We start from the raw sequence: 22509 nt of genomic DNA on the forward strand, positions 1-22509 counted from the left end.
TATGAAGAAGTTACTTGTTTTATCTCTAATTATTGCTTGTACTGTGGTTACGTCTAATGGGCAAAGTAGCGGTGATGTGTTAAAAATGGCACAAAGAAGTTTCAAAAAGGGCAACTACTATGATGCTATTCCTTTATATGAAAAGTACCTTCAGACTAATCGAAAAGATATACAAAGCTCGTATGAATTAGCGGAAGCACTTTACGCTTCAAGGAATCATTCTGAGGCCATCAATGCTTATAGTAGTTTACTAAAACTAGTGCAGAGCGATAAGGAGCTGAAAAATAATTATTACCTGGCGTATTTACATTATGGAAATAGTCTTATGGCTGTGCAGCAATATGAAGAAGCCAAGAAACAGTATCTCGATTTTTTAAGGTTAAGGCCGACAAGTCCTGATTATAGAGAACTCAAAAGAATTGCCAATGCAAAAATAAGATCTTGTTCAGAGGCACAGGAAATGCTTCAGGATGCTTATGTAAGAGATTATCAAATAGAGATGTTGCCCGAGGTAATAAACAGCCCTTATTCTGATTTTGGACCTGTATGGCTAGATCAATTTTCTTTATTGTTTACTTCACTACCATCAGATACCCTAGTAATGGTGAAAGATGATGAAGACTTTGCACCGGTAAATAAGCTGTATATCTCTAAAAGACAAAATGGTGATTGGCAGAAGCCAGAGGAAGCCTATGATTTTAATCATGAATTCTTTCACACAGCCAATGGCAGCCTTTCTATGGACGGGAAGTCTTTTGCCTTTAGCATTTGTCAGGAAAATGATAATCATGAAGTAAGGTGTGCTATCTATGTGTCTAACAAAAAACATGGCCAATGGAGTAAGCCTGAGAAAATCAAGGGAGGGGTGAATCAATCTGCTTATACCAACACACAACCTTCATTTGGAGAGTATACCAGACGTCGTATGACTTCAGAAGTGCTATATTTTGTGTCAGATAGGCCGGGCGGAAAGGGAGGTTTAGATATATGGTATTCAGCCATTAGCCGCACAGGAGAGTGGGCCGAGCCTATCAATTGTGGGAGTAGTATCAATAGCACAGGAAATGAAATAACGCCTTTTTATGATAAAGAATCCGGACAGCTATTTTTTAGCTCTGACTATCATTATGGTATGGGCGGCTATGATGTGTTTAAGGCTGAAGGAGCTCTAAAAAGCTGGCGCAGACCAGAGAATTTGGGAGCATCAATCAATACTGGTTTTGATGAAACCTATTTTTCATGGCGGGTGAGCAATGCTAATGGTACATTCGTGTCTAATAGAGAGGAGAATAAATCTGTTTTTGGTAAAAACTGCTGTGATGACATCTATTTCCTGGAAAAGCAACAGGTGAATGAATTGCCAGCAATGGTTATTAATGAGGATTCTGTCAAACTGCCAGAGGTGGATATTGTCTTGGGGCTGTACAGTTATGATAGCCAGGATAGTATAGAAGCCAGCTTCTTAACAGATAAGAAAGGTGACTTTAAATTAAGATATAAGCTGGGTTACAGTATAGAAGTGGCGGCTTCAAAAACTGGTTATGATAAGAGTTACAAAGACTTGAGACCTGATGATCTGCCAGATACACTGATTATAGTATTGAATAAAGCTGCAGAAAAAGAAAAAATAGATAATATAAACACAATTGAGCCAGATCAGCCCATGGTATTCTCTGAGAAGATGCTTAATAAAATCAATATCAAGAAGGGTTCAGTTTTAGTCTTAGAGAATATTTATTTTGACTTTGCTGATGCTAAAATTCAGCCAGAAGCATTAGAGGACTTGGATGTACTGGAGCGTTTTCTTGTCAACAATCCACAAGTGAAAATAGAAATCAGTGGCCATACAGATAGTAAGGGAGATGATGAGCTTAACCTCAAGTTATCTCAAGCCAGGTCCAATAGCATTAGAGACTACCTCATAGGAAAAGGTATTTCCTCAGATCGGTTAGTTCCAGTAGGGTATGGAGAAACCAAACCTGTTGCTCCTAATGAAAATCCGGATGGATCTGATAATGAAGAAGGTAGGAGAAAGAACAGAAGAACAGAAGTAGTGATTCTTGAATATTGATTAATTGAAAGAGCTATAGTAACAAATTAAAGGCTATATTTTAACTATACACATAATTGATGATTCGAGAATGTGATTAGTGTTTGAAGTTAATTTAAGGCTTTTGATTAATGTGTTAGGTGTTTTTTGCTGATGAAAGACTGCTAAGTGCTTTTGATAAGGCATTAGTCTATCTAATTTTGTTTTAGGTAGGGGTAACTATGGTCACGTGGGGCTTGAAAGCAGATAAATAGCGAAATAGTATACTTATTAATTTTATTCTATTACGAATTGTGCCATTACTACCTACTGTTTGATAAAAACAATCAAATATGTTGCATAACAAACCATTTATAACAGTAATAGGCGTAGGGCTGCTCTTGTCACTGTGTGGACAGCTACTTGCCGTGACGCAGAACAATATTCACTGGCAAAAACTGACATTTTTAGGCTTAATGGTATTTGAAACTATAGGATTTTTTATTCTGTTAATGAACGGCACACTTATTAAATCCAAATATTTTCGTTATGTAAAGGTCTCTATAGGAATATTATTATTAGGGGCATTGGTAAGAGTTTTGCATCTACCAGATGCCACTTATCTGGCTGCATGTAGCTATCTTGGATTTGTGGTTATATACATATGTAGCTTTATTAATAAACCTTTCAGAAAAAGGTCTGACTATCTTAAATTGCTTTGGGTTTTCGCAACTTTTGTTGAGGGGATATTAAATTTTCTTCATTTAGGTCCTTATGATTTTATGGTGTTGTCACCAGCTATAATGTTTCTTGCAATAGTAGATTTTGTATGGTTTACGAAAGTAAGTTAGGAGAGAAAGTAGGTTAAATGATTATGCTCCTTATTCTTGCTAAATGGAAAATTAGTCGAGGAACGTTGTCCTAAACTAATCCAAGGTTATAAAAACCTGGCGCAAGTGTCCGCTTCTGCCGCCAAATTAAAAATTCAACTGGTACTCAATTGAATATACTGCTATCTTATGCTAAATGATCAGGAAATACAAATTCAAAGATCAGGAAAGGATATATTTTGAGAGGTTTGACACTGTTTATTGGATAGATCATTTTGTAAGACCTTAATACAATGAGTTTCTATTAGAAAGCCTTCGGCTTTTATGAATAGGTGTTTCTTAGAATAGGGCACAAGAAGAGGTATGTGCTAGAATGAGATACCTTATAGGTCTCTGTGAATGTAAGATAATGAGAATTTTATGCTATTTAAATAGATATATTTTTCGATTAAAAGACTTTTTGTTTGGCCTTAATCACGGTAAATATTAATAACTTCCATAATTAACAATAAATTCATATATTAATGTGGAAAGACAATTAGGTGTAATTGATCTAATATAAAAACTTTGAAAGTTTTAACCCTTAATGCTTAATTATCAGGCTTTTTTATTGATTGCCTGTGAAGATCCATATCGGGGAATTGAGACTGAGGTTTTAAGCAATGGAGTTCCTTCTGGCAGAGCTAAGCCATGTCATAAGTATATTTTTTTTTAAAATGTATGTACGTTAATTTTTATAGTTAAAGGAGATACTGGGATGTAGAATTTACACTCTCAGTTGGTAGTGTAATAAGAAAATATATAATGCTATATTGTATTATAAACATAAATCAACTAATATGAAAATTGTAAAAATACTATCTCTATTATTCATTATAGGCACGTTTTTTACAGCTACATCTTGTCAAGATCCATATGATGAAATTACCCAACAAACTGAACCTGCTGGAGGTACACATGAAAGACCCCCTAGAGACTAGATTCTGATTTAAGCAACCTCTCAACCAACCTTATACCTAATGAAGCACTTATTCAAATATTCTAGACCTTATCTTTTACACTGTTTTGTCTATTGTGTATTAATGTGTTCCTGCGCTGATAAGGAAATCATCAATTCCAAAGAACTCCCAGACGATATTCATTCCTTAGAGAACTTACTCGAAAATGATCCATTAGAAGTCGATCAAAAAATGGCGGTATACTATGAACTATCTAAGAAGCATAGAACTGACCACTTGGAATTAGCCGATAGTTACACTGATAAACTCATCTCCTTATCTGAGCAAGTTAAGTCTAAATATTTTCTAGCGAGAGGGCATTACATGAAAGGAATGATAGGCAAGGAGAAAGGTAATTACCAGCAGGCCGTAAATCATTACATTATATCTTCTGATTTATTCGATAAATTAAATGATGAATTATGGAATGCTGACGCATTAAATAACATAGGCGATATTTTTTATAATATACAGGGATATGATTTAGCCCTTCCATACTTGCAAAAGGCGAGTACAATTTATTAGAAGGAAAAAGATTGGAGGAGCTTGAGTCTTTCCTTGTTAGACCTAGCTACTTGTAACTCTAAATTAAATAAACAGGAAGAGACAAACGCATATTTCAATGATGCTATCAATGCACAGAACAAAATGGACCAACCTACCGATGAGGTTTTATGTAAAATATATGGAGGGTTAGCTAACATGGCATTTGATCAAAAGAACTATTCTAAGGCTATTTTTAATTACCGCAAAGCTTTGTCCCTTGAGAAGGTTTCTGATGATCAGAAATATGCGCTTTATATCAATATGGCAAATGTTCTTAATTTAAAAGGTGATTTTGATGAATCAGTGGAATGGTTGAAAAAGGCAAAAGAGTTAGAAAAAATAGCAGACGTGGACAATGATCACCTCTTAATCCGATTAAATATAGAGGGTGAACATTACTTACTGCAAAATCAATATAGCAAAGCTATTGAGCTTCTGAATCAAGCTATTAATGTAGCTAATAAAGAGGTGTATAACGATTATTTTATTAATACCTTAGACTTAATGTCTACCTCCCAAAGGGCAGTGGTAAACAAAAATGGAAAAATTGAGATTAATGACATTTTTAGATTAGAAGATTTAAGAAGACAACAAGAGAAACTTAAATCGCAAATAATAGATCAACTGAATTATAAAAGCTTGCAAGTACTACTGGATACTGAAATACAAAACTATCACAAAGAGGTGAAGCAATCCGAAATTGAAAGAGAACGCTCAACCATTATTAAAATAGCTAGTTCTTGCATTGCTATCTTTTTCTTCACCTTATTAGGAATTACTGTGTATATAAAAAGTAAGAATGCAGCTTATGCATGCAAGATTAGAAGAGTTAATGATTTACTAAATGAATAAGACTGATATAGTCTGCTTAATGATCTCCTAACTGATACAAGTTTATAAAACCTGGCGCAAGTGTCCGTTTCTGCCGCCAAATTAAAGGATTGAATTGTACTCAATTGAATATACTGCTATCTTATGCTAAATGAGCAGGAAATACAAATTCACAGATTAGGAAAGGCTTTCCTTCGTGAGTGGTGTTTACTGGATAGATCATTTTGTAATACCTTAATAAAATGAGGTTTTATTAGAAAGCCTTGGGCTTTGATAAATCTGTGTTTCTTAGAATAGGGCATAAGCTGACGTTGCACAAGAATAAGGGTGAGAACAGATACCTCTCGCCCAACTGGTAATTGCGAACGAAACGTAATGAAGCAATCTCGAACTTACTTCTCCTGTCAGTCCATTTAAAGCAAACCTTAAATTATTGCCTTCCTCATAATCACCAGAAAGAGAAAGAAGTAATTCCTTTATTACATGATAACTGATCCAATCTTTGGTAATAAAATAAATATTCCGTTTTTTAGATAAACCGATTTAGCTTAAAATAAATATTTCTTTAATATTGAAATAATAAGCCTAATATCAGGTTTTATAATTTTTAATAAATTAGTATTGACTACCAATACTTACCCAATATCTCATGAATAGAAGAAACTTTATGCAAAGTTCTGCCGCAGTAGGCGCCGCTGCGGCTCTTGTTAATCCATTTTCGCTGTATGCTGCGGCCGATTTTCCTGTAGTGCGTGTGGCTGAAGATAAGAGAAACTTTAAGAGTAAGGCCATTGAAAAGGCAATTAAGAAATTTAAAAAGGGAGTGAAGAATGAAGAGCTGGCCTGGCTTTTTAATAACTGCTTTCCTAATACCTTAGACACCACCGTTACTTATGCTACCAAAAATGGCAGACCGGATACGTACGTTATCACAGGTGATATCGATGCCATGTGGCTTCGTGATAGTGTGGCTCAGGTTTGGCCTTACATGAAGTTTATTGAGGAAGATAAGGACCTTCAGCATCTTATAGCCGGGGTTATTAACAGGCAGACCAGTTATATCCTTAAAGATCCTTATGCTAATGCTTTTTATGATGATCCTGATAAAAAAGGGGAGTGGTTTAGTGATCATACAGATATGCAACCGGGCGTGCATGAGAGAAAGTATGAGATAGATTCACTGTGTTATCCTATCCGCTTAGCATATAACTACTGGAAGTCATCAGGAGATACCAGTCCGTTTGATGAAAACTGGAAAAAGGCTATTAAATTAATTTTAAAAACCTTTAAAGATCAGCAAAGAAAAGAAGACTTGGGGCCTTATTCATTTCAGCGAACCACGCATAAGGGCACTGATACACTACCGATGAAAGGTTATGGTTACCCAATTAAGCCTGTAGGGCTCATTTGCTCTATGTTCAGACCCAGTGATGATGCTACGGTATATGCTTTTTTGGTTCCTTCTAACTTTTTTGCAGTAGTAAGCTTGAGACAGGCCGCCGAAATGATGACAGCCTTATTCAATGATAACGCAACTGCTTCAGAGTTAAAAGCCTTAGCGGATGAGGTAGAAGGTGCACTTAAAAAATATGCAATTATTGATCATCCTAAATATGGTAAGATCTATGCCTTTGAGGTAGATGGTTTCGGTAGCTATAACCTGATGGATGATGCCAATATCCCTAGTTTGTTATCTTTACCTTATCTCGATGCGGTAGATATTAATGATCCTATCTATCAAAACACCAGAAAGTATGCTTGGTCAGAAGATAATCCTTTCTTCATTAAAGGTACTGCAGCCGAAGGTATAGGAGGCCCACATGTAGATAGAGACATGATATGGCCTATGAGCATTATTATGAAAGGCCTTACCAGCACGGATAAAGAAGAGATAAAATGGTGCATTAAAACCTTGCAAGAAACTCATGGAGACACAGGTTTTATGCATGAAACTTTCCATAAAAATGACCCTAAAAACTTTACAAGGTCGTGGTTTGCCTGGGCCAATACGCTTTTTGGAGAGTTTTTATATAAGACTTTTGAAGAAAATCCAGAGCTACTTTCATAACAAAAACTTAACCTCATTTACTATTTATTGAAGTGCAGCAAAAGAAATTTTGCTGCCTCATTTAAATTTTAAGTTCGCATGCCTTCGGTTAATCAACCTTTCAAAGCCTTATCTATATTTATATTTAGTGTTATTTATCAGGTCACTTTTTCGCAGTCTGATCAGGTAAATGTTTTTTTAGGTACTTCCGGAGATCATGGCCAGATGTCACCCGCTGCCAGTTACCCTTTTAGTATGCTGAGCATTGGTCCTCAGACCTATCCGGCTACTCATCCGGGTTATGAATATTATGCTAAAGAGTATCTTGGCTTTACCCATAACCGAATGGAAGGTGTTGGCTGCCAGGGAGATGGGGGTAACATTCTGGTGAAGCCGTTTACTAGTGGTAATTATAAAGAGAAGCTTATAAAGAAAAGTGAGGACGGGAGTGCAGGGTATTATGGTGTAAGGTTTAAAAATGGAATACAGGCAGAGTTCACAGTAAATGAAAAGCAAGGGCTACACCATTATGCTTTCACCAATAGTAATAATGGTGTATTTATAGATCTTGGTCATGCGTTTGTAGGCAGATTTAAAGAGGAACAGCACAAAATAGTAGGAAACACACTTCATGGCTATATAGTGTCGGGAACCACATGCAGCAGAGGTTTTTATAAGATTTATTACTCCATATATTTTAATAAAGCAGTAGAGTTCCAAAAAGTGGCTAACCACCAGTTGCTGGCAAAGTTGGATCCAGAGGTAAAGGATCTTGAAATGAGAATCGCCTTTTCTTCTGTAGATGTAGAGCATGCACAAAAGAGCATTAACACCAAAACATTTGATCAGCTGAAGGCTGCTACTACTGAAGCCTGGAATGAACAACTTGGTCAGATAGAAGTAAGGGGAAGTAAAGAAAGAGAAGATCTTTTTTACTCTCTGTTATACAGGGCTTTACAATCTCCTTTTGTAATATCCGAGTCAGATCATAGCTATACGGCTATTGACGGTTCATTGCAAAAATCAAAAAATACTTTTTATAACGGGTGGGCCATTTGGGATAATTATAAAACCCAGCTTCCCTTGCTTTCACTGGCTTATACTGATCAGTATGGAGACATGATGTGGTCTGTTCAGGAAATGTATAAGCATGGGAAAAAGGACTTTTCTACAGACCATGAACCTTCCCAAACCGTGCGCACCGAGCATGCCGTGGTAGTGCTTTTAGATGCTTACAGAAAAGGCTATAAAATTGATTTTGATGCTATTGCCGATTCACTCATCAGCGAAAATAACCGTTTTGATTATTCCACACCAGATAAAGCCTTAGAAGGTGCTTACGATGATTGGGCGCTGTCGGAAATCTTTGAGATACTTAAAAATGAAGAGCAGGCTAAAAAATATGAAGCCAAAGCCTTAAAGTATAAAGACTATTGGAAAAATGATTTTGAAGACCTCACCAAAAATGATATTGACCGAATGGGAGCCCGAGAAATGTATCAGGGTACGGTTTGGCAATATCGCTGGCTGGTGCCTTATGATGTGCAAGGGCTGATAGAACTTTGTGGAGGGGAAGAAGCCTACTTGGCTCAGCTCGATGAGTTTTTTGAAGGCGATTATTATAACCACGCTAATGAGCCAGATATACAAGTACCTTGGATGTATCATGGTACTTCTCAGCCCTGGAAGAGTCAGGAGCTTATTCATAAGATAGCAGTAGATACTGTAAATCAGTTTTACTTCAATAACAATAGCAAAGGTATTGATCCTTTTGTAGGCAAAATATATATTAATAAACCCAAGGCCTTTCTTAGAACTATGGATGACGATGCAGGAGCTCTGTCAGGTTGGTTTGTGTTGGCAGGAGCAGGTATTACCCCAGCTTGCGTAGGTTGGCCTGTTTATTATGTTCATGTGCCTTTGTTTGAAAAGGTGATCTTAAATAAAAATACCAGAAGATCATTTACTATAGAGGTGGAGAATTTTGGTGAAGAAAATATTTATATCAAATCTTTAACCTTCAACGGGAAGCTACTCAAAAGAAATTGGCTCACTCATGAAGAAATTATGAACGGAGGATTACTGCAAATAGAGGCTACTGATGAACCAGTCAAAAAGCCATATGCAGATCAATGGATAACAGCTTTAGATCAAAATTAAAGCAGAGGTTTACGATAGTAAGCCTTACCGGTAGTCCTTTAATTTAACCTTAGGTAAGGCTTTATACTCTATAAGAATAATTAAACTAGGTAAATCGGTTTACTAAATTATTTTTAAGGTCTATAGTTCGTTTTTGGCTTCAAATCACTTGAATAATTTAATAAAATGAAAATCACCTATATCCTAACTATTATTTTGCTATATAGTCTTTCGGGCTATGCACAAATGGTCGATCAGGTTACTGACCCTGTGGACTATGTAAACCCACTCATGGGTACCGATTCAGACCCGGGGCTATCTAATGGAAATACGTACCCGGCTATTGCTGTGCCGTGGGGCATGAACTTCTGGACTCCGCAAACCGGCCCTATGGGGCATGGCTGGGCGTACCAATATAATAGCCATAAAATCAGAGGATTTAAGCAAACTCACCAGCCTTCTCCCTGGATGAATGATTACGGACAATTTTCTATCATGCCGGTAATTGGCAAGAAATTCAAACAAGATGAACGAGCGAGCTGGTTTTCACATAAAGCTGAAGTATCAAAGCCTTATTACTACAGCGTTTATCTGGCAGATCATGATATTACTGTAGAACTAACACCTACAGAAAGAGCAGCACAGTTTCAAATCACTTTTCCTGAATCAGACAGTGCTTACATTGTAGTGGACCCGTTTGACAAAGGTTCTTATGTGAAAGTCATCCCCGAAGAGAATAAGATCATTGGCTATACCACCAAATATTCCAGAGGGAAACTCACAAATTTCAAAAACTACTTCGTGATTAAGTTCGATAAAGAGTTTAGTGATGTAAGTACCTGGGATGGAGATAAGTTGACTGAAGGAAAAACAGAAATGGAAGCGGATCATGCGGGTGCTTTGGTAGGCTTCAAAACTTCAAACGAAGAGAAAATTAACGTGCAAGTGGCTTCTTCATTTATAAGCTTTGAGCAGGCTGAGCTTAACTTAAGCAGAGAGCTGGCTAATGATGATTTTGAAACTACTAAGAAAAAGGCTCGTGAGGAGTGGAATGATAAATTAGGTAGGTTGAAAGTGGAAGGCGGTACCATTGATCAGGTGAGAACTTTCTATTCTTGTTTATATAGAACGCTTTTCTTTCCTAATAAGCTCTACGAAATCAACGAGAACAACGAAATCATCCACTGGAGTCCTTATAATGGCGAAATCCTTCCAGGATACATGTTCGCAGGTACAGGCTTCTGGGATACTTTCAGAGCACTTTATCCATTCTTGAATTTAGTTTACCCTTCCATCAATAAAGAAATGCAAGCTGGTTTGGCTAACGACTTTAAAGAAGGAGGATGGCTGCCCGAGTGGTCCAGTCCCGGATATGCCAATATCATGGTGGGTAACAATTCTGCCTCAGTGGTATCTGATGCTTACATTAAAGGACTTAGAGGGTATGACATTGAAACACTTTATGAAGCGCTTATTCATGGCGCTAACAATGCCGGCCCAATGACCGCAGTAGGTAGAGCAGGTGCAGAGCAATACATTGATCTTGGCTATGTGCCCTATGATATTGGGATCAACGAAAGTGCCGCCAGATCATTAGAGTATGCTTATGACGATTTTGCCATCTATCAGTTAGCGAAAGCTCTTGGAAAATCTAAAAAAGACATTAAGCTCTATAAGAAAAGGGCCATGAACTATAAAAACTTATTTGATCCTTCGAGCGGACTGATGAGAGGTAAAAACAAAGATGGTTCATTTCAATCGCCTTTTAATCCATTCAAATGGGGAGATGCTTTTACCGAAGGAAACAGCTGGCATTATAGCTGGTCAGTATTCCATGACCCTCAAGGCCTTATAGACCTTATGGGAGGCAAACAAAACTTTGTGGCCAAGTTGGATTCAGTATTCGATCTGCCTCCAATTTTTGATGACAGCTACTATGGTGGTGTTATTCATGAAATCAGAGAAATGCAAATAGCTGATATGGGACAATATGCTCACGGAAATCAGCCTATTCAGCACATGATTTATCTATATAATTATGCTGGAGCACCATGGAAAGCGCAATATTGGGCCAGAGAAACCATGAATAGAATGTATCAACCTACTCCTGATGGCTATTGTGGCGATGAAGATAACGGACAAACCTCTGCCTGGTATGTGTTTTCTGCTATGGGCTTTTATCCTGTATGCCCTGCAGTAAATGAGTACGTATTGGGAGCACCGCTATTTAAGAAAATAACAGTAAGCTTAGAAAATGGTAAAGAATTAGTGATCAATGCCCCGAAAAATAGTGATGAGAACAGATACGTTCAGCAGCTAACCGTAAATGGAGAGTCTTCTACTAAGAACTATCTAGATCATAATGAACTCATGAAAGGAGCCACCCTGAACTTTGAAATGGGAGCGGAGCCTAATAAGAAAAGAGGCATAAAAGAAGAGGATTTTCCTTATTCTCTTTCTACTGAAGAGTAATTCCTTTTTGTGTTTTGGTTATTGCGAAGTATGAAGTAGTCTTATATAGATTATTTATACTTCGCTTTACTACACTTCATTCACATTTAAGATATTAAGATTATGATAAAAAAAAACTGGCTAGTGGGGCTGCTAATGGGTGCTCAGGCACTTGTTGGCCATGCACAAGATAAGCAAGACAAAGGTTTGGTAAAATATGTAGATCCCATGATTGGTACAGCCCGAATGGGCCATACCTATCCTGGAGCTACAGCTCCTTTCGGAATGGTGCAGTTAAGTCCTGATACCGATACCATACCATATGCAGTTGATGGTAAGTACACCGGAGACGTATATAAGTATTGCGCTGGTTATCAGTATGAAGATAAAACTATTGTAGGATTTAGTCATACCCACTTTAGCGGTACAGGGCATTCAGATTTAGGTGATTTTCTTATCATGCCTACCACTGGCGAATTACAACTCAATCCAGGTACAGCAGAAAATCCGGAGAGCGGCTACAGATCTAAGTTTAGCCATGATAATGAAACAGCAGAGGCAGGCTATTACAAAGTGAAACTGGATGATCACAACATTACTGCTGAACTTACCGCTACCACCAGAGTAGGCATGCATCAGTATACTTTTCCTGAAGCTGCAGCGGCGCATATCATATTGGATATGATGTATGGCATTTATAATTATGATGAGAAGACCACGTGGGCTTTTATTAGATTAGAAAATGATACACTTATCACCGGTTATAAATCTACCAATGGCTGGGCCAGAACCCGTACCGAATATTTCGCGATGTCTTTCAGCAAGCCAGTGAAGACATATGGCTTTAAAATGTATGAAAAACATCCTTACAGAGGCTTTTGGGGACGCTTTGATCAGGAAAATAATTTTCCAGAAGCGGCCAACGAAAAAATCAGAGCACACTTTGACTTTGATGTAGCGGCAGGGGACAAGATCAAGATAAAATTTGCCCTGTCACCAGTAAGCACAGCTAACGCCATTGAAAATATGAAAGCAGAAGTTCCTGGTTGGGATTTTGAAGCAGTGAAAGCTCAAACACAGGCAGAGTGGAATAAGCAATTGGGTAAAGTAACAGTAGATGCAGGCACAGAGGATGATTATAAAAACTTCTACACAGCCATGTACCATGCCTTTTTAGGGCCAACAGTTTATCAGGATGTAAATGGCGAATACAAAGGGCTAGATCAAAATGTACATCAAGCGGAGGGGTTTACTAACTACACCAGCTTCTCACTGTGGGATACTTACCGGGCCCTACACCCTCTATTCAATATTTTGCAACCAGCCAGAAATCAGGATATGATAAAATCTATGCTGGCTCATTATGATCAGAGTGTTCATAATATGCTACCTGTTTGGTCTCACTATGCTAATGAAAACTGGTGTATGATCGGCTACCATAGTGTGCCAGTTATCGCAGATGCTGTCATTAAAGGCAATGCAGATTTTGATGTGGAGCGCGCACTAGAGGCTTGTATCAATACTGCCAATACCAGATATTTTGATGGTATAGGTGAATATATTGATAGAGGCTTTGTACCCGAGGATGTCAGTAGAGCCTCGGTGTCCAAAACGTTGGAATATGCTTATGATGACTGGTGTATTGCTCAGATAGCGAAAAAGTTAGGTAAGGAGGAGGTCTATAAAGAATTTATGAAACGTTCTGAAAGTTATAAGAATGTTTATGATCCTAAAACGGGCTTCATGAGACCTAAGCTGGCCAATGGAGAATGGATAAAAGAATTTGATCCTTTAGACACTCATTGGAAAGGCTTTATTGAAGGAAACGCTTGGAATTATAGCTTATACGTTCCCCATGATCCTGAAAGTATGATAGAGATGATGGGTGGAGATCAAAAGTTCGTTCCTCATCTAGATTCTTTGTTTTCCATGGAGCTTCCAGATAAGTACTTTGAGCACACTGAAGATATCTCCAGAGATGGCATTATTGGCAATTATGTACATGGTAACGAGCCATCTCACCATGTGGTTTACCTCTATGACTGGACGGATCAGCCATGGAAAGCACAGGACAAAATCAGGATGATCCTGAAGGCCATGTACAAAACAGGAGCTAATGGACTTGGAGGAAATGATGATTTTGGCCAAATGAGTGCCTGGTATTTATTCAGCTCTTTAGGTTTTTACCCTGTAGCACCAGGTTCTAATCAGTATATGTTAGGTAGCCCCGCCGTAAACTCGGCCACTATCCGTTTACAGAATGGAAAAGAGTTCAAGATCGAGGCTAAGAAGCAAAGTGATAAAAATGTATTTGTGAAGAAAGTGGAGCTCAACGGTAAAGAAGTAGATAAAACCTATATCACTCACGAAGATATAGAAAAAGGAGGAACACTTACTTTTCATATGAGTAATAAGCCGAATAGGAAGTAAGTAGCAATAGCAGTTGTTCTTAAGATTTAATTATGCTTAAGGTAGTTGATATTACTCGGTGAGTTTTGATATAGAATCATGATTTAAGCATAGCAATTCATCGCTAAAATCAGTGGCTCACCTTTTAAAAATGACGTAAAAAGATATGGACTTTCGGAAATGGGGTTGAGGTACTACCTTAGTGTCAATTAAAGCCAACTATAGACAACAGAAGTCCCCTTTAGAACCAGGTTCGAAGGGGATTTTTTGTATGTGCTTATTTTAGAATGTACTGCTCAATTGGTGAATCTTTCAGCCAGCCTTCCCTGAAAGCCTCGAATATTGCACTGCTCGCCTGACTCGTTCTATGAGTAAAACAGTTTATCGCTAAAATCAGTGATTCACCTTGTTAAAATGACACAAAAAGATATGAGCTTTCTGAAATGGGGTTGAGGTATTACATTAGTATCAATTAAAGCCAACTATAGACAACAGAAGTCCCCTTTAGAACCAGGTTCAAAGGGGATTTTTTGTATGTGCGTATTTTAGAAAGCACTGTTCAACTGGGGAAACTTATATAGTCAGACTTCTCTGAGAGCCTCGAATATTGTACTGCTCACTTTGCTTATTTCATGAGAAGAACTGTTCATCGTCAAAATCCGTGACTCACCTTGTTAAAATGACACAAAAAGATATGAACTTTCGGAAATTGGGGTGAGGCACTACCTTAGTATCAATTAAAGCCAACTATAGACAACAGAAGTCCCCTTTAGAACCAGGTTCGAAGGGGATTTTTTGTATGTGCATATTTTAAAATGTACTGCTCAATTGGTGAAGCTTTCGGCCAGCCTTTCCTAAAACCTTGAAGATATCACTACTCACCTTGCTTGTTTCATGAGTACAACTGTTCATCGTCAAAATCAGTGGCTCACCTTGTTAAAATGACACAAAAAGATATGAATTTTCGGGAATGGGGTTGAGGCACTACCTTCGTATCAATTAAAGCCAACTATAGACAACAGAAGTCCCCTTTAGAACCAGGTTCGAAGGGGATTTTTTTGTATGTGCGTATTTTAGAAAGCACTGTTCAACTGGGGAAACTTATAGGGTGGTCAGACTTCTCTGAAAGCCTCGAATATTGTATTGCTCGCTTTGCTTATTTCATGAGTACAACTGTTCATCGTCAAAATCAGTGACTCACCTTTTAAAAATGACACAAAAAGATATGGACTTTCGGAAATGGGGTTGAGGTACTACCTTCGTATCAATTAAAGCCAACTATAGACAACAGAAGTCCCCTTTAGAACCAGGTTCGAAGGGGATTTTTTGTATGTGCCCCTCGCATATTTTCTCATGTTCCTTATCTATTTAGTTGGCGACTCTTTTATTAGGAATAGATTTAATTAATAATCATTTTTATCATTCATTTGATTTTAAACTTTTCCATGTTAATGATTGATATTTTAAGGTATAAATTATTGATAGTCGTATTGTTGCTTTTTTCTTGTAAGAAAAGTCGTCAATTAAATGAAACAGTAGATATAGAAAAGGATAAGGGGAAAAATGAAAAAAAGGGTGCAGTTCAACCCCCTAAGTATTACTATGTGATAAATAATATGGCTCACCTATACGAGGATACTGATTCTGAACCATCAGATACTCTTCATTTTTTAGAGCCCATAAAGGTAATTGATTATAAGCTAAACAGAAATGGTGATGCTTATGTATGTAAGGTTGAAACCTTAGATGGTAATATAGGCTATCTTTCAAGTGAGGATTTTAAATCTTACAGTGAGCTGTCAGATCGTTTTAATATGGAAGGGCTTGATGAAAAAAGTATTGAAGGAGGAAGGCGATTATCTGCTAAAGAAGGTACTTTGAGATTAATTCAAGGTTTAGATAATAGGCCTTCTACCGATTACCATTATACCATTTTTAATATGGTGACACTTTATGAGGAGCCATCTTTCACATCAGAGAAGGTAGTCGATTTGAAATACTTGGCACCGGTAGAAGTGATGGAAAAATTAGAAGGAAAAGAGGAGGTGGTTGTTGAAGTTGAAAAGAGTGAGTCAGTGCAAGGCAACTGGTGTAAGGTGAAAATATTAAATGGAACGCAAGGCTATGTTTTTGATGGATTTATTAGATCATTTACCCAACTGCCAGATAAATTATTACCTAAAGGTATAGAGACGGATGAGCTACTAATTAATGGGAAGCTGAAAGCTGTAACTAGTTTAGATCAATTTATTGATGTATTAGGTAAACCTGATAGTATTCGATATTATAATATTATAGAAGGATACAATGAGGTAGGTGATATCACCAGACAGCAGAAAGATGGTGTTTTATATGTTATTGAGAATGTAGATCAAATACTTGAATATGGAGATGGGGGCTGGATTTATGATGATTTGAGAGTTCATTTTTATTATAAAGCGGGAATAGAGTATGAAGAGTTAGAGGGAGAAGTTAGTTTTTCGAATATAGATTTCACTAAAAACAATAATTTTTTACTTTACAATGGCTTTAAGATCGATAGTTCCACATCTTTTATAGAAATTGCTAAATTGTTTCCAATACACACTATTAACGCCAGAATAAGCGATGATGACGATGCTAGTACTAGCTATGAATTTTGTGGCAGAAGAGATAAGAACCAGGCAGCTGACATTTATTGGATTCTGAGTTGCTCCAGAAATGCGGAGCAATTTTTTGTTTATTGGTACGATTAGCTTTTCAATTATTATTTCTTTCACAGTATCCTTAGTGGAGATTAGTTGCTATGAAGTGTATTAGTAGAGGAGGCTGTTAGCTGAGCAAGTTTTTATGAATGGAACAATATGTTTTATGATTAATACGGCTTGTCGCTTAAATCAGCTATTTAACCCTGGAAAATTGCACAAAAAGATATGGACTTTCTGAAATAGGCTTGAGGTACTACCTTAGTATCAATTAAAGCCAACTATAGACAACAGAAGTCCCCTTTAGAACCAGGTTCAAAGGGGATTTTTTGTATGTGCATGTCTTAGAATGTACTGGTCAAAAGGTGAATCTTTCGGCCAGCCCACTTCCCTAACAGCCTGAATATATCACTACTCGCCTTGCTTATTTCAGGAGCCAATCAATTCATCGCTAAAATCCGTGATTCACCTTTTAAAAATGACGTAAAAAGATATAAACTTTCGGAAATGAGGGAGAGATATTACCTTAGTATCAATTAAAGCCAACTATAGACAACAGAAGTCCCCTTTAGAACCAGGTTCGAAGGGGATTTTTTGTATGTGCATATTTTAGAAATCACAGGTCAATTGGTGAAGTTTATGGCCAGCCTTTCCTAAAACCCTTGAGTATAGTACTGCTCGCTTTGCTTATTTCATGAGTAGAACTGTTCATCGTCAAAATCCGTGACTCACCTTTTAAAAATGACGTAAAAAGATATGAACTTTCGGGAATGGGGTTGAGGTATTACCTTAGTATCAATTAAAGCCAACTATAGACAACAGAAGTCCCCTTTAGAACCAGGTTCAAAGGGGATTTTTTGTATGTGCATATTTTAAAATGTACTGCTCAATTGGTGAAGCTTTCGGCCAGCCTTCCCTGAAAGCCTCGAATATTGTACTGCTCGCCTTGCTTATTTCAGGAGCCAATCAATTCATCGCTAAAATCAGTGACTCACCTTTTAAAAATGACTTAAAAAGATATGAACTTTCGGAAATGAGGGAGAGATATTACCTTCGTATCAATTAAAGCCAACTATAGACAACAGAAGTCCCCTTTAGAACCAGGTTCGAAGGGGATTTTTTGTGTCCATATACTAGGTTCCTTCCTTCTAAGATTGCTTAAAAATCTTGTTTTGGCCCGTCCAATGATGCTTAACTTCCCATTATTAAAAGCAAGGGGATATTTCCCCTCCTTAAAGGGGCTATTTCCTCTGTCATAAGCAGCTGCAGTAGTCTAACTTAGTGTCATGATTAGTTGTAGAAGTAAAACTTTTCACGTTCAGGTTCAGAAAACTGCTAAGCAGGATTTTCCTGCTGGCAGTTTTTAAAAGAAATTAATAGTTGGCACTTTAATTTAGCACACCTACATTCTGCGATCAAGAAAAGGGTACGCTGTTTTCTCCTCAGCGCCCTTTTTTTATTTATTAAAGGCTAGTTCCATTCAAACCCAACTTTTAATTATTATTAATATAAGCACCGGTTGTATACTACAGTGTTATATATAATTGGCCTATTTCAAATTTGTCTTTAGTAGTACCACTTATATATACATTTTCCATTTACAAGATCGTCTAACTACTTTTTTAGCATCTACTCTTTATTTGTGGCTTGATGTAAATACAAGTATAATGTAAGAAATTTCACTTCTTGTATCAGGTGAAGTGAGTCTATGTGATTTAAACTCTTTTCTTTTAGCGTATATATTTTCATAAGAGAACGCGTATCAATAAAGATTAGTGAGGGTAGTGCAGGCCCCTTGTTTATTCTAAATCCATTCGATAAATGAAGTAAAGTTGATAAGTATGTCCAAGTAGATTATTAGATCTAACCTACCTGATATTGAGGTCTGATGAACTTGAAGAATAAAGATGTATGAATGGTACTTTTCTGCTTAGTAGCGTGTAAAACAGTTATTAATAATACATGGTGAATACTATAAGATTGGAGCAAAGGGCTTATGTCTAATGAAAGAAGTTTATACGGGAAACCGTTTTCCCTTCTAAGAAGGGCTATTTTATTCATAGATTTTAAAATGTGAAAATGTCACATTGTAGAATATTAATTATTCCGAAAAAGTTATAATAAAATGGTTTATTGGTGAGTTTGTATGCCTGTTTTATTCTTTATGAGCATAAATAAATGCTGTAATTATTACGAGGGTGATGAGGTTTAAAATTCTGATTTAATCGAAGAGAATAATAAACCATACTTTCGCAGCCTATTTAATTTTTTAAACCTAAATCAATTAAAGATGCAAAATCGTAAAGGATTACAGTCACTAGCGGCTGTGATGTCTGTTTTTATGGTGGTTTTATTTAGCTTTTCATCGTGCCAAGACGAGTCAGAAAAGGTGTCTCCAAAAGCTGTGGAATCAACAGATGAGCTAGTTAGTTTTCTAGTTAAATCAGGTTTTAATAAAGAGGATATTGAGCTGAAGGATGAGACCTACATCATAGGTGGTGATATCTTGATAGATAAGTCAGAGGTAGAGAAGCATGTGGATAACGGTACATCATTAGAACACTTACCTACTACAGAACATTATCGTGGGTCATATCTCGTAAAAAGTCGTTATGTTTCAAACATAAGCTTTTACATTGATTCTTCTGTGCCTTCCTCTTGGGTTACTGCTATTCAGGGAGCCGTGAATCAGTGGAATTCTGTTAACGGTACTTCGTTGTATCTGTCTATTGCATCTAATAAAAGTAATGCTACTACCACTATTACTACTGGTTTTTCTAAAGAAAACTGGGTGGCGAGAGCATATTTGCCTAGTTATAATGGTCGTCCTGGTTATAATATGGAAATAAACACTAATTATAACTCTTTAAATGACGATTATAAATTGTTTACTATTGTTCACGAAATGGGCCATATTTTTGGACTTTATCATACAGATCAAACTCAGGGATCTTTCATTGAAGGAACACCTTCTAATGACCCTAACTCAGTAATGAACTCTTACATATTGCCATGGAATGGCTTTACTAAGGGAGATATTACTGCTGTTCAAATTATTTATCCAGACTAAAAAGTAGGTTATTTATTTATAGTGTAAAGTAAAAGGCCGTCTCAGTTACTGAGCGGCCTTTTGTGTTGTTATTGTTTTATGAATTTTTGAATCGTTTGATTTTTGTCGTTCTCTAATTTAATGAAATAGAGATCTGCCGGAAGGTTTGAAACATCTATGTCGCCTCCAGAGTAGTGTTTAGATAACACCTCTTTTCCTGTTTTATCCATTACAGTATAGGTTCCCCCTCTGTATTGCTCTACATTATTAATATTGATGAAATGCTTAGTAGGATTAGGGAAAAGTACTACTTGCTGCGTCGATAGCTTTTCTTGAGTATCTCTTCTAGCGCTTATATCAGATCTCGCAGAGGCAGAGGATTGTGGCGTAATTTTTATCCAATTAATATTCCAGCCCCCGCTTTGAGCATAAATACCAAAATTGTAGGTACCAGCATTTACAGAGACAGAATGAGAAACGGTCTGCCATTTTTGCCACCCGCCTGTAGAGGGCACATCAATAGTTCCTAAGACATTAGAGCCTGCATCTAGATCTGCAGAAATAACACCTCCGCCATTTTTGCTAGCTACTCTATATTCTATTAGGTAGTTTCCTGTACTAGGGAAGGGGATAGAGAAGTACGCCATCCAGTCTCCAGTTTCTATGTAACCTACATTTTGGCCACCCTCAGAGCATGATTCTATCTTTACACCGCTCATATCGTTAAATTTTTCTGCTTCCAGAAAATTATTGGTGCTGATAGTGCTAATTACCAATGATGATATCTTGTCATTCCACTCGTCATCTCTAAGGCAATTATCGTCTCCGGTTTTCAATAAAGCTTTTCCTCTAAAGTTATTATCCCAATACAAAATTGCTTGATATCCGTTTTGTACTCTAATGGATGAAATATCATCGTTACTGATGCCCAGACTTTGGAGAGCACTTAGGTTATACCTACCTGCTGGCAGAGGTATGGCGTATCCGTTATAATTACAATCTTCATATACTGTAACTACTCCAGCAGCGGGGCTTACATTGCCAGTAATGGTAAAACTACCTAAAGACCCGTAGCCGGAATAGCCATTAGTAGCTGGATTTCCAGACCCCGTACCTTCTACTCCTAAGTAATAAGTGCCGGCAGCGAGAGAAGTGTTGATGCTCGTATTAAGTCCGCTGTTATTATAAGTGCCAATGAGATTGCCACTGGAAGCCTCGTATAGTTTTGCTAGTATATTTAAATTTCCATACCTGCTTACAGTATTAATATCCAGAGAAATATTACCAGAACCACAGGTAAAGGCGAACATATCTACATCACTATCTTTTTCAATAACTCCGGGTTGATTTATATTATCATTGGTGTTTATGCTTGTAGCAGATGAAAAATTATTGCCATGGTCATCATTGCGGTAGTTAATATATCTTGTCATAATGGCAAGATCATTTTCGGTGTTGTTGGCATAGTTGTACTCACCTTTACTCCATTGTGTGATATCTTTATAGTATCCTACACCCATGATAGGAGCCCAATCTCCATGTCCTCTAAAATAACCTTCTTTAGGGTTGGTGCGGCCATCGTGGCTTAGACCTAAGGTATGACCAACTTCGTGAGATGCGGCTTCTCCGGCAGTTTCTCCAGTAGTGTTAAAAACCCAACAGGGCCATTCACGGTATCCGAATCTATCTACAAAGGCTACGCCGCCACTGTTAGGATAGGGCGTATCATCTGGAGTGAATACGCATCTTTGTCTTTTTCTTTGCGCGTATGTATTGTATACTGCCTCACTGGTAGTGATATTGACATTAAACGGACGAAAATCTTCACTTACTATTTCCCATGCCTTTTGTATCTCACTGCTGTTGAGGTTCGAGGCAGGGGCTGTCCAGCTTTCACCTTTTAGCCAGCCTGTACCAGGAGGGAGGTAGTACCCATCAAAATCAAGTAATACGCAGGTGGGCGCACCTGGGAGGCTTTGTAGATCATTAACGGCGGCTATTTGCCCCTTTGCTTTTGAAGATAGTGGGGCTTTTGTCTGATATTCACCCTGTTTATATCCTACACATATCACGTTATTGATATCTTTTGTTTCAATAAAAGTCTCTCTAGCTTCATTAGAAAAATACACATAGGCCATTGACTGATCTTTTAATACAATATTGCCTTTAAGTTCATTGTTATGGATCTCAATAATGAAACTGCTGTTTTTGTGGTTTTTTACTTTTCCAACTATAGTTAAATCACCATTAGTGGCATGCTTGTAGTTTACTTCTAATGCAAGTGATGAACGGTCAGGCAGAGCTACTTCCAGGTTAGAACTAGCCAATCTCGTACTGGTAGAATTTTTGTCAATTTTAGTCTCTAATTGACTTTGGAAGCTGGAAAGACTACCTAGAGGTAGTCTTTCCTGTCCTTTACAAATGGATATAACTCCACTCATAATTACCAGAATAATGGTTTTTAGATGTTTCATATCAAATCTAATTTTAGGTTGT

The 22509-nt window shown here is 37.3% G+C and carries 13 protein-coding genes; 12 read left to right on the forward strand and 1 reads right to left on the reverse strand.

What is annotated here, in order from left to right:
* Position 1 precedes the first annotated feature (1 nt).
* From JL102_RS15775 to JL102_RS15830, 12 genes are all read left to right on the forward strand, one after another.
* Positions 2-2071, forward strand: coding sequence for an OmpA family protein (locus JL102_RS15775; RefSeq protein ID WP_202245391.1), 2070 nt, complete (start codon positions 2-4; stop codon positions 2069-2071).
* 311 nt (positions 2072-2382) lie between these two features.
* The gene (locus JL102_RS15780) at positions 2383-2880 is read left to right on the forward strand and encodes a hypothetical protein (protein ID WP_202245392.1); all 498 of its coding nucleotides are present in this window, start codon (positions 2383-2385) and stop codon (positions 2878-2880) included.
* A gap of 818 nt (positions 2881-3698) precedes the next feature.
* Complete coding sequence (locus tag JL102_RS15785) at positions 3699-3839, forward strand: hypothetical protein (RefSeq protein WP_202245393.1); 141 nt, start codon at positions 3699-3701, stop codon at positions 3837-3839.
* 39 nt (positions 3840-3878) lie between these two features.
* The gene (locus JL102_RS15790; RefSeq protein WP_202245394.1) at positions 3879-4382 is read left to right on the forward strand and encodes a tetratricopeptide repeat protein; all 504 of its coding nucleotides are present in this window, start codon (positions 3879-3881) and stop codon (positions 4380-4382) included.
* 21 nt (positions 4383-4403) lie between these two features.
* Positions 4404-5255, forward strand: coding sequence for a tetratricopeptide repeat protein (locus JL102_RS15795; protein WP_202245395.1), 852 nt, complete (start codon positions 4404-4406; stop codon positions 5253-5255).
* Positions 5256-5883: 628 nt separating this feature from the next.
* Positions 5884-7302 (forward strand): glycoside hydrolase family 125 protein, encoded by a 1419-nt coding sequence (locus JL102_RS15800; RefSeq protein ID WP_202245396.1) that lies wholly within the window; start codon positions 5884-5886, stop codon positions 7300-7302.
* Positions 7303-7380: 78 nt separating this feature from the next.
* Entirely contained in the window at positions 7381-9441 is a 2061-nt protein-coding gene (locus JL102_RS15805; protein WP_202245397.1) for a glycoside hydrolase domain-containing protein, read from the forward strand.
* Positions 9442-9606: 165 nt separating this feature from the next.
* A complete protein-coding gene (locus JL102_RS15810; RefSeq protein ID WP_202245398.1) occupies positions 9607-11892 on the forward strand; it encodes a GH92 family glycosyl hydrolase in 2286 nt (761 codons plus the stop codon).
* Positions 11893-12027: 135 nt separating this feature from the next.
* A complete protein-coding gene (locus JL102_RS15815; protein ID WP_202245477.1) occupies positions 12028-14301 on the forward strand; it encodes a GH92 family glycosyl hydrolase in 2274 nt (757 codons plus the stop codon).
* A gap of 1430 nt (positions 14302-15731) precedes the next feature.
* On the forward strand, positions 15732-17015 hold the full coding sequence (locus JL102_RS15820; protein WP_202245399.1) for a hypothetical protein: 1284 nt from the start codon (positions 15732-15734) through the stop codon (positions 17013-17015).
* 826 nt (positions 17016-17841) lie between these two features.
* Positions 17842-18030 (forward strand): hypothetical protein, encoded by a 189-nt coding sequence (locus JL102_RS15825; protein ID WP_202245400.1) that lies wholly within the window; start codon positions 17842-17844, stop codon positions 18028-18030.
* Positions 18031-19254: 1224 nt separating this feature from the next.
* Positions 19255-20034, forward strand: coding sequence for a M57 family metalloprotease (locus tag JL102_RS15830; RefSeq protein ID WP_202245401.1), 780 nt, complete (start codon positions 19255-19257; stop codon positions 20032-20034).
* A gap of 68 nt (positions 20035-20102) precedes the next feature.
* Here the strand turns inward: JL102_RS15830 and JL102_RS15835 are convergent, their stop codons facing one another.
* The gene (locus JL102_RS15835; protein ID WP_202245402.1) at positions 20103-22487 is read right to left on the reverse strand and encodes a carbohydrate-binding protein; all 2385 of its coding nucleotides are present in this window, start codon (positions 22485-22487) and stop codon (positions 20103-20105) included.
* Positions 22488-22509: the final 22 nt, after the last annotated feature.

This window comes from Fulvivirga sediminis, from assembly GCF_016757215.1.
Lineage (GTDB): Bacteria > Bacteroidota > Bacteroidia > Cytophagales > Cyclobacteriaceae > Fulvivirga > Fulvivirga sediminis.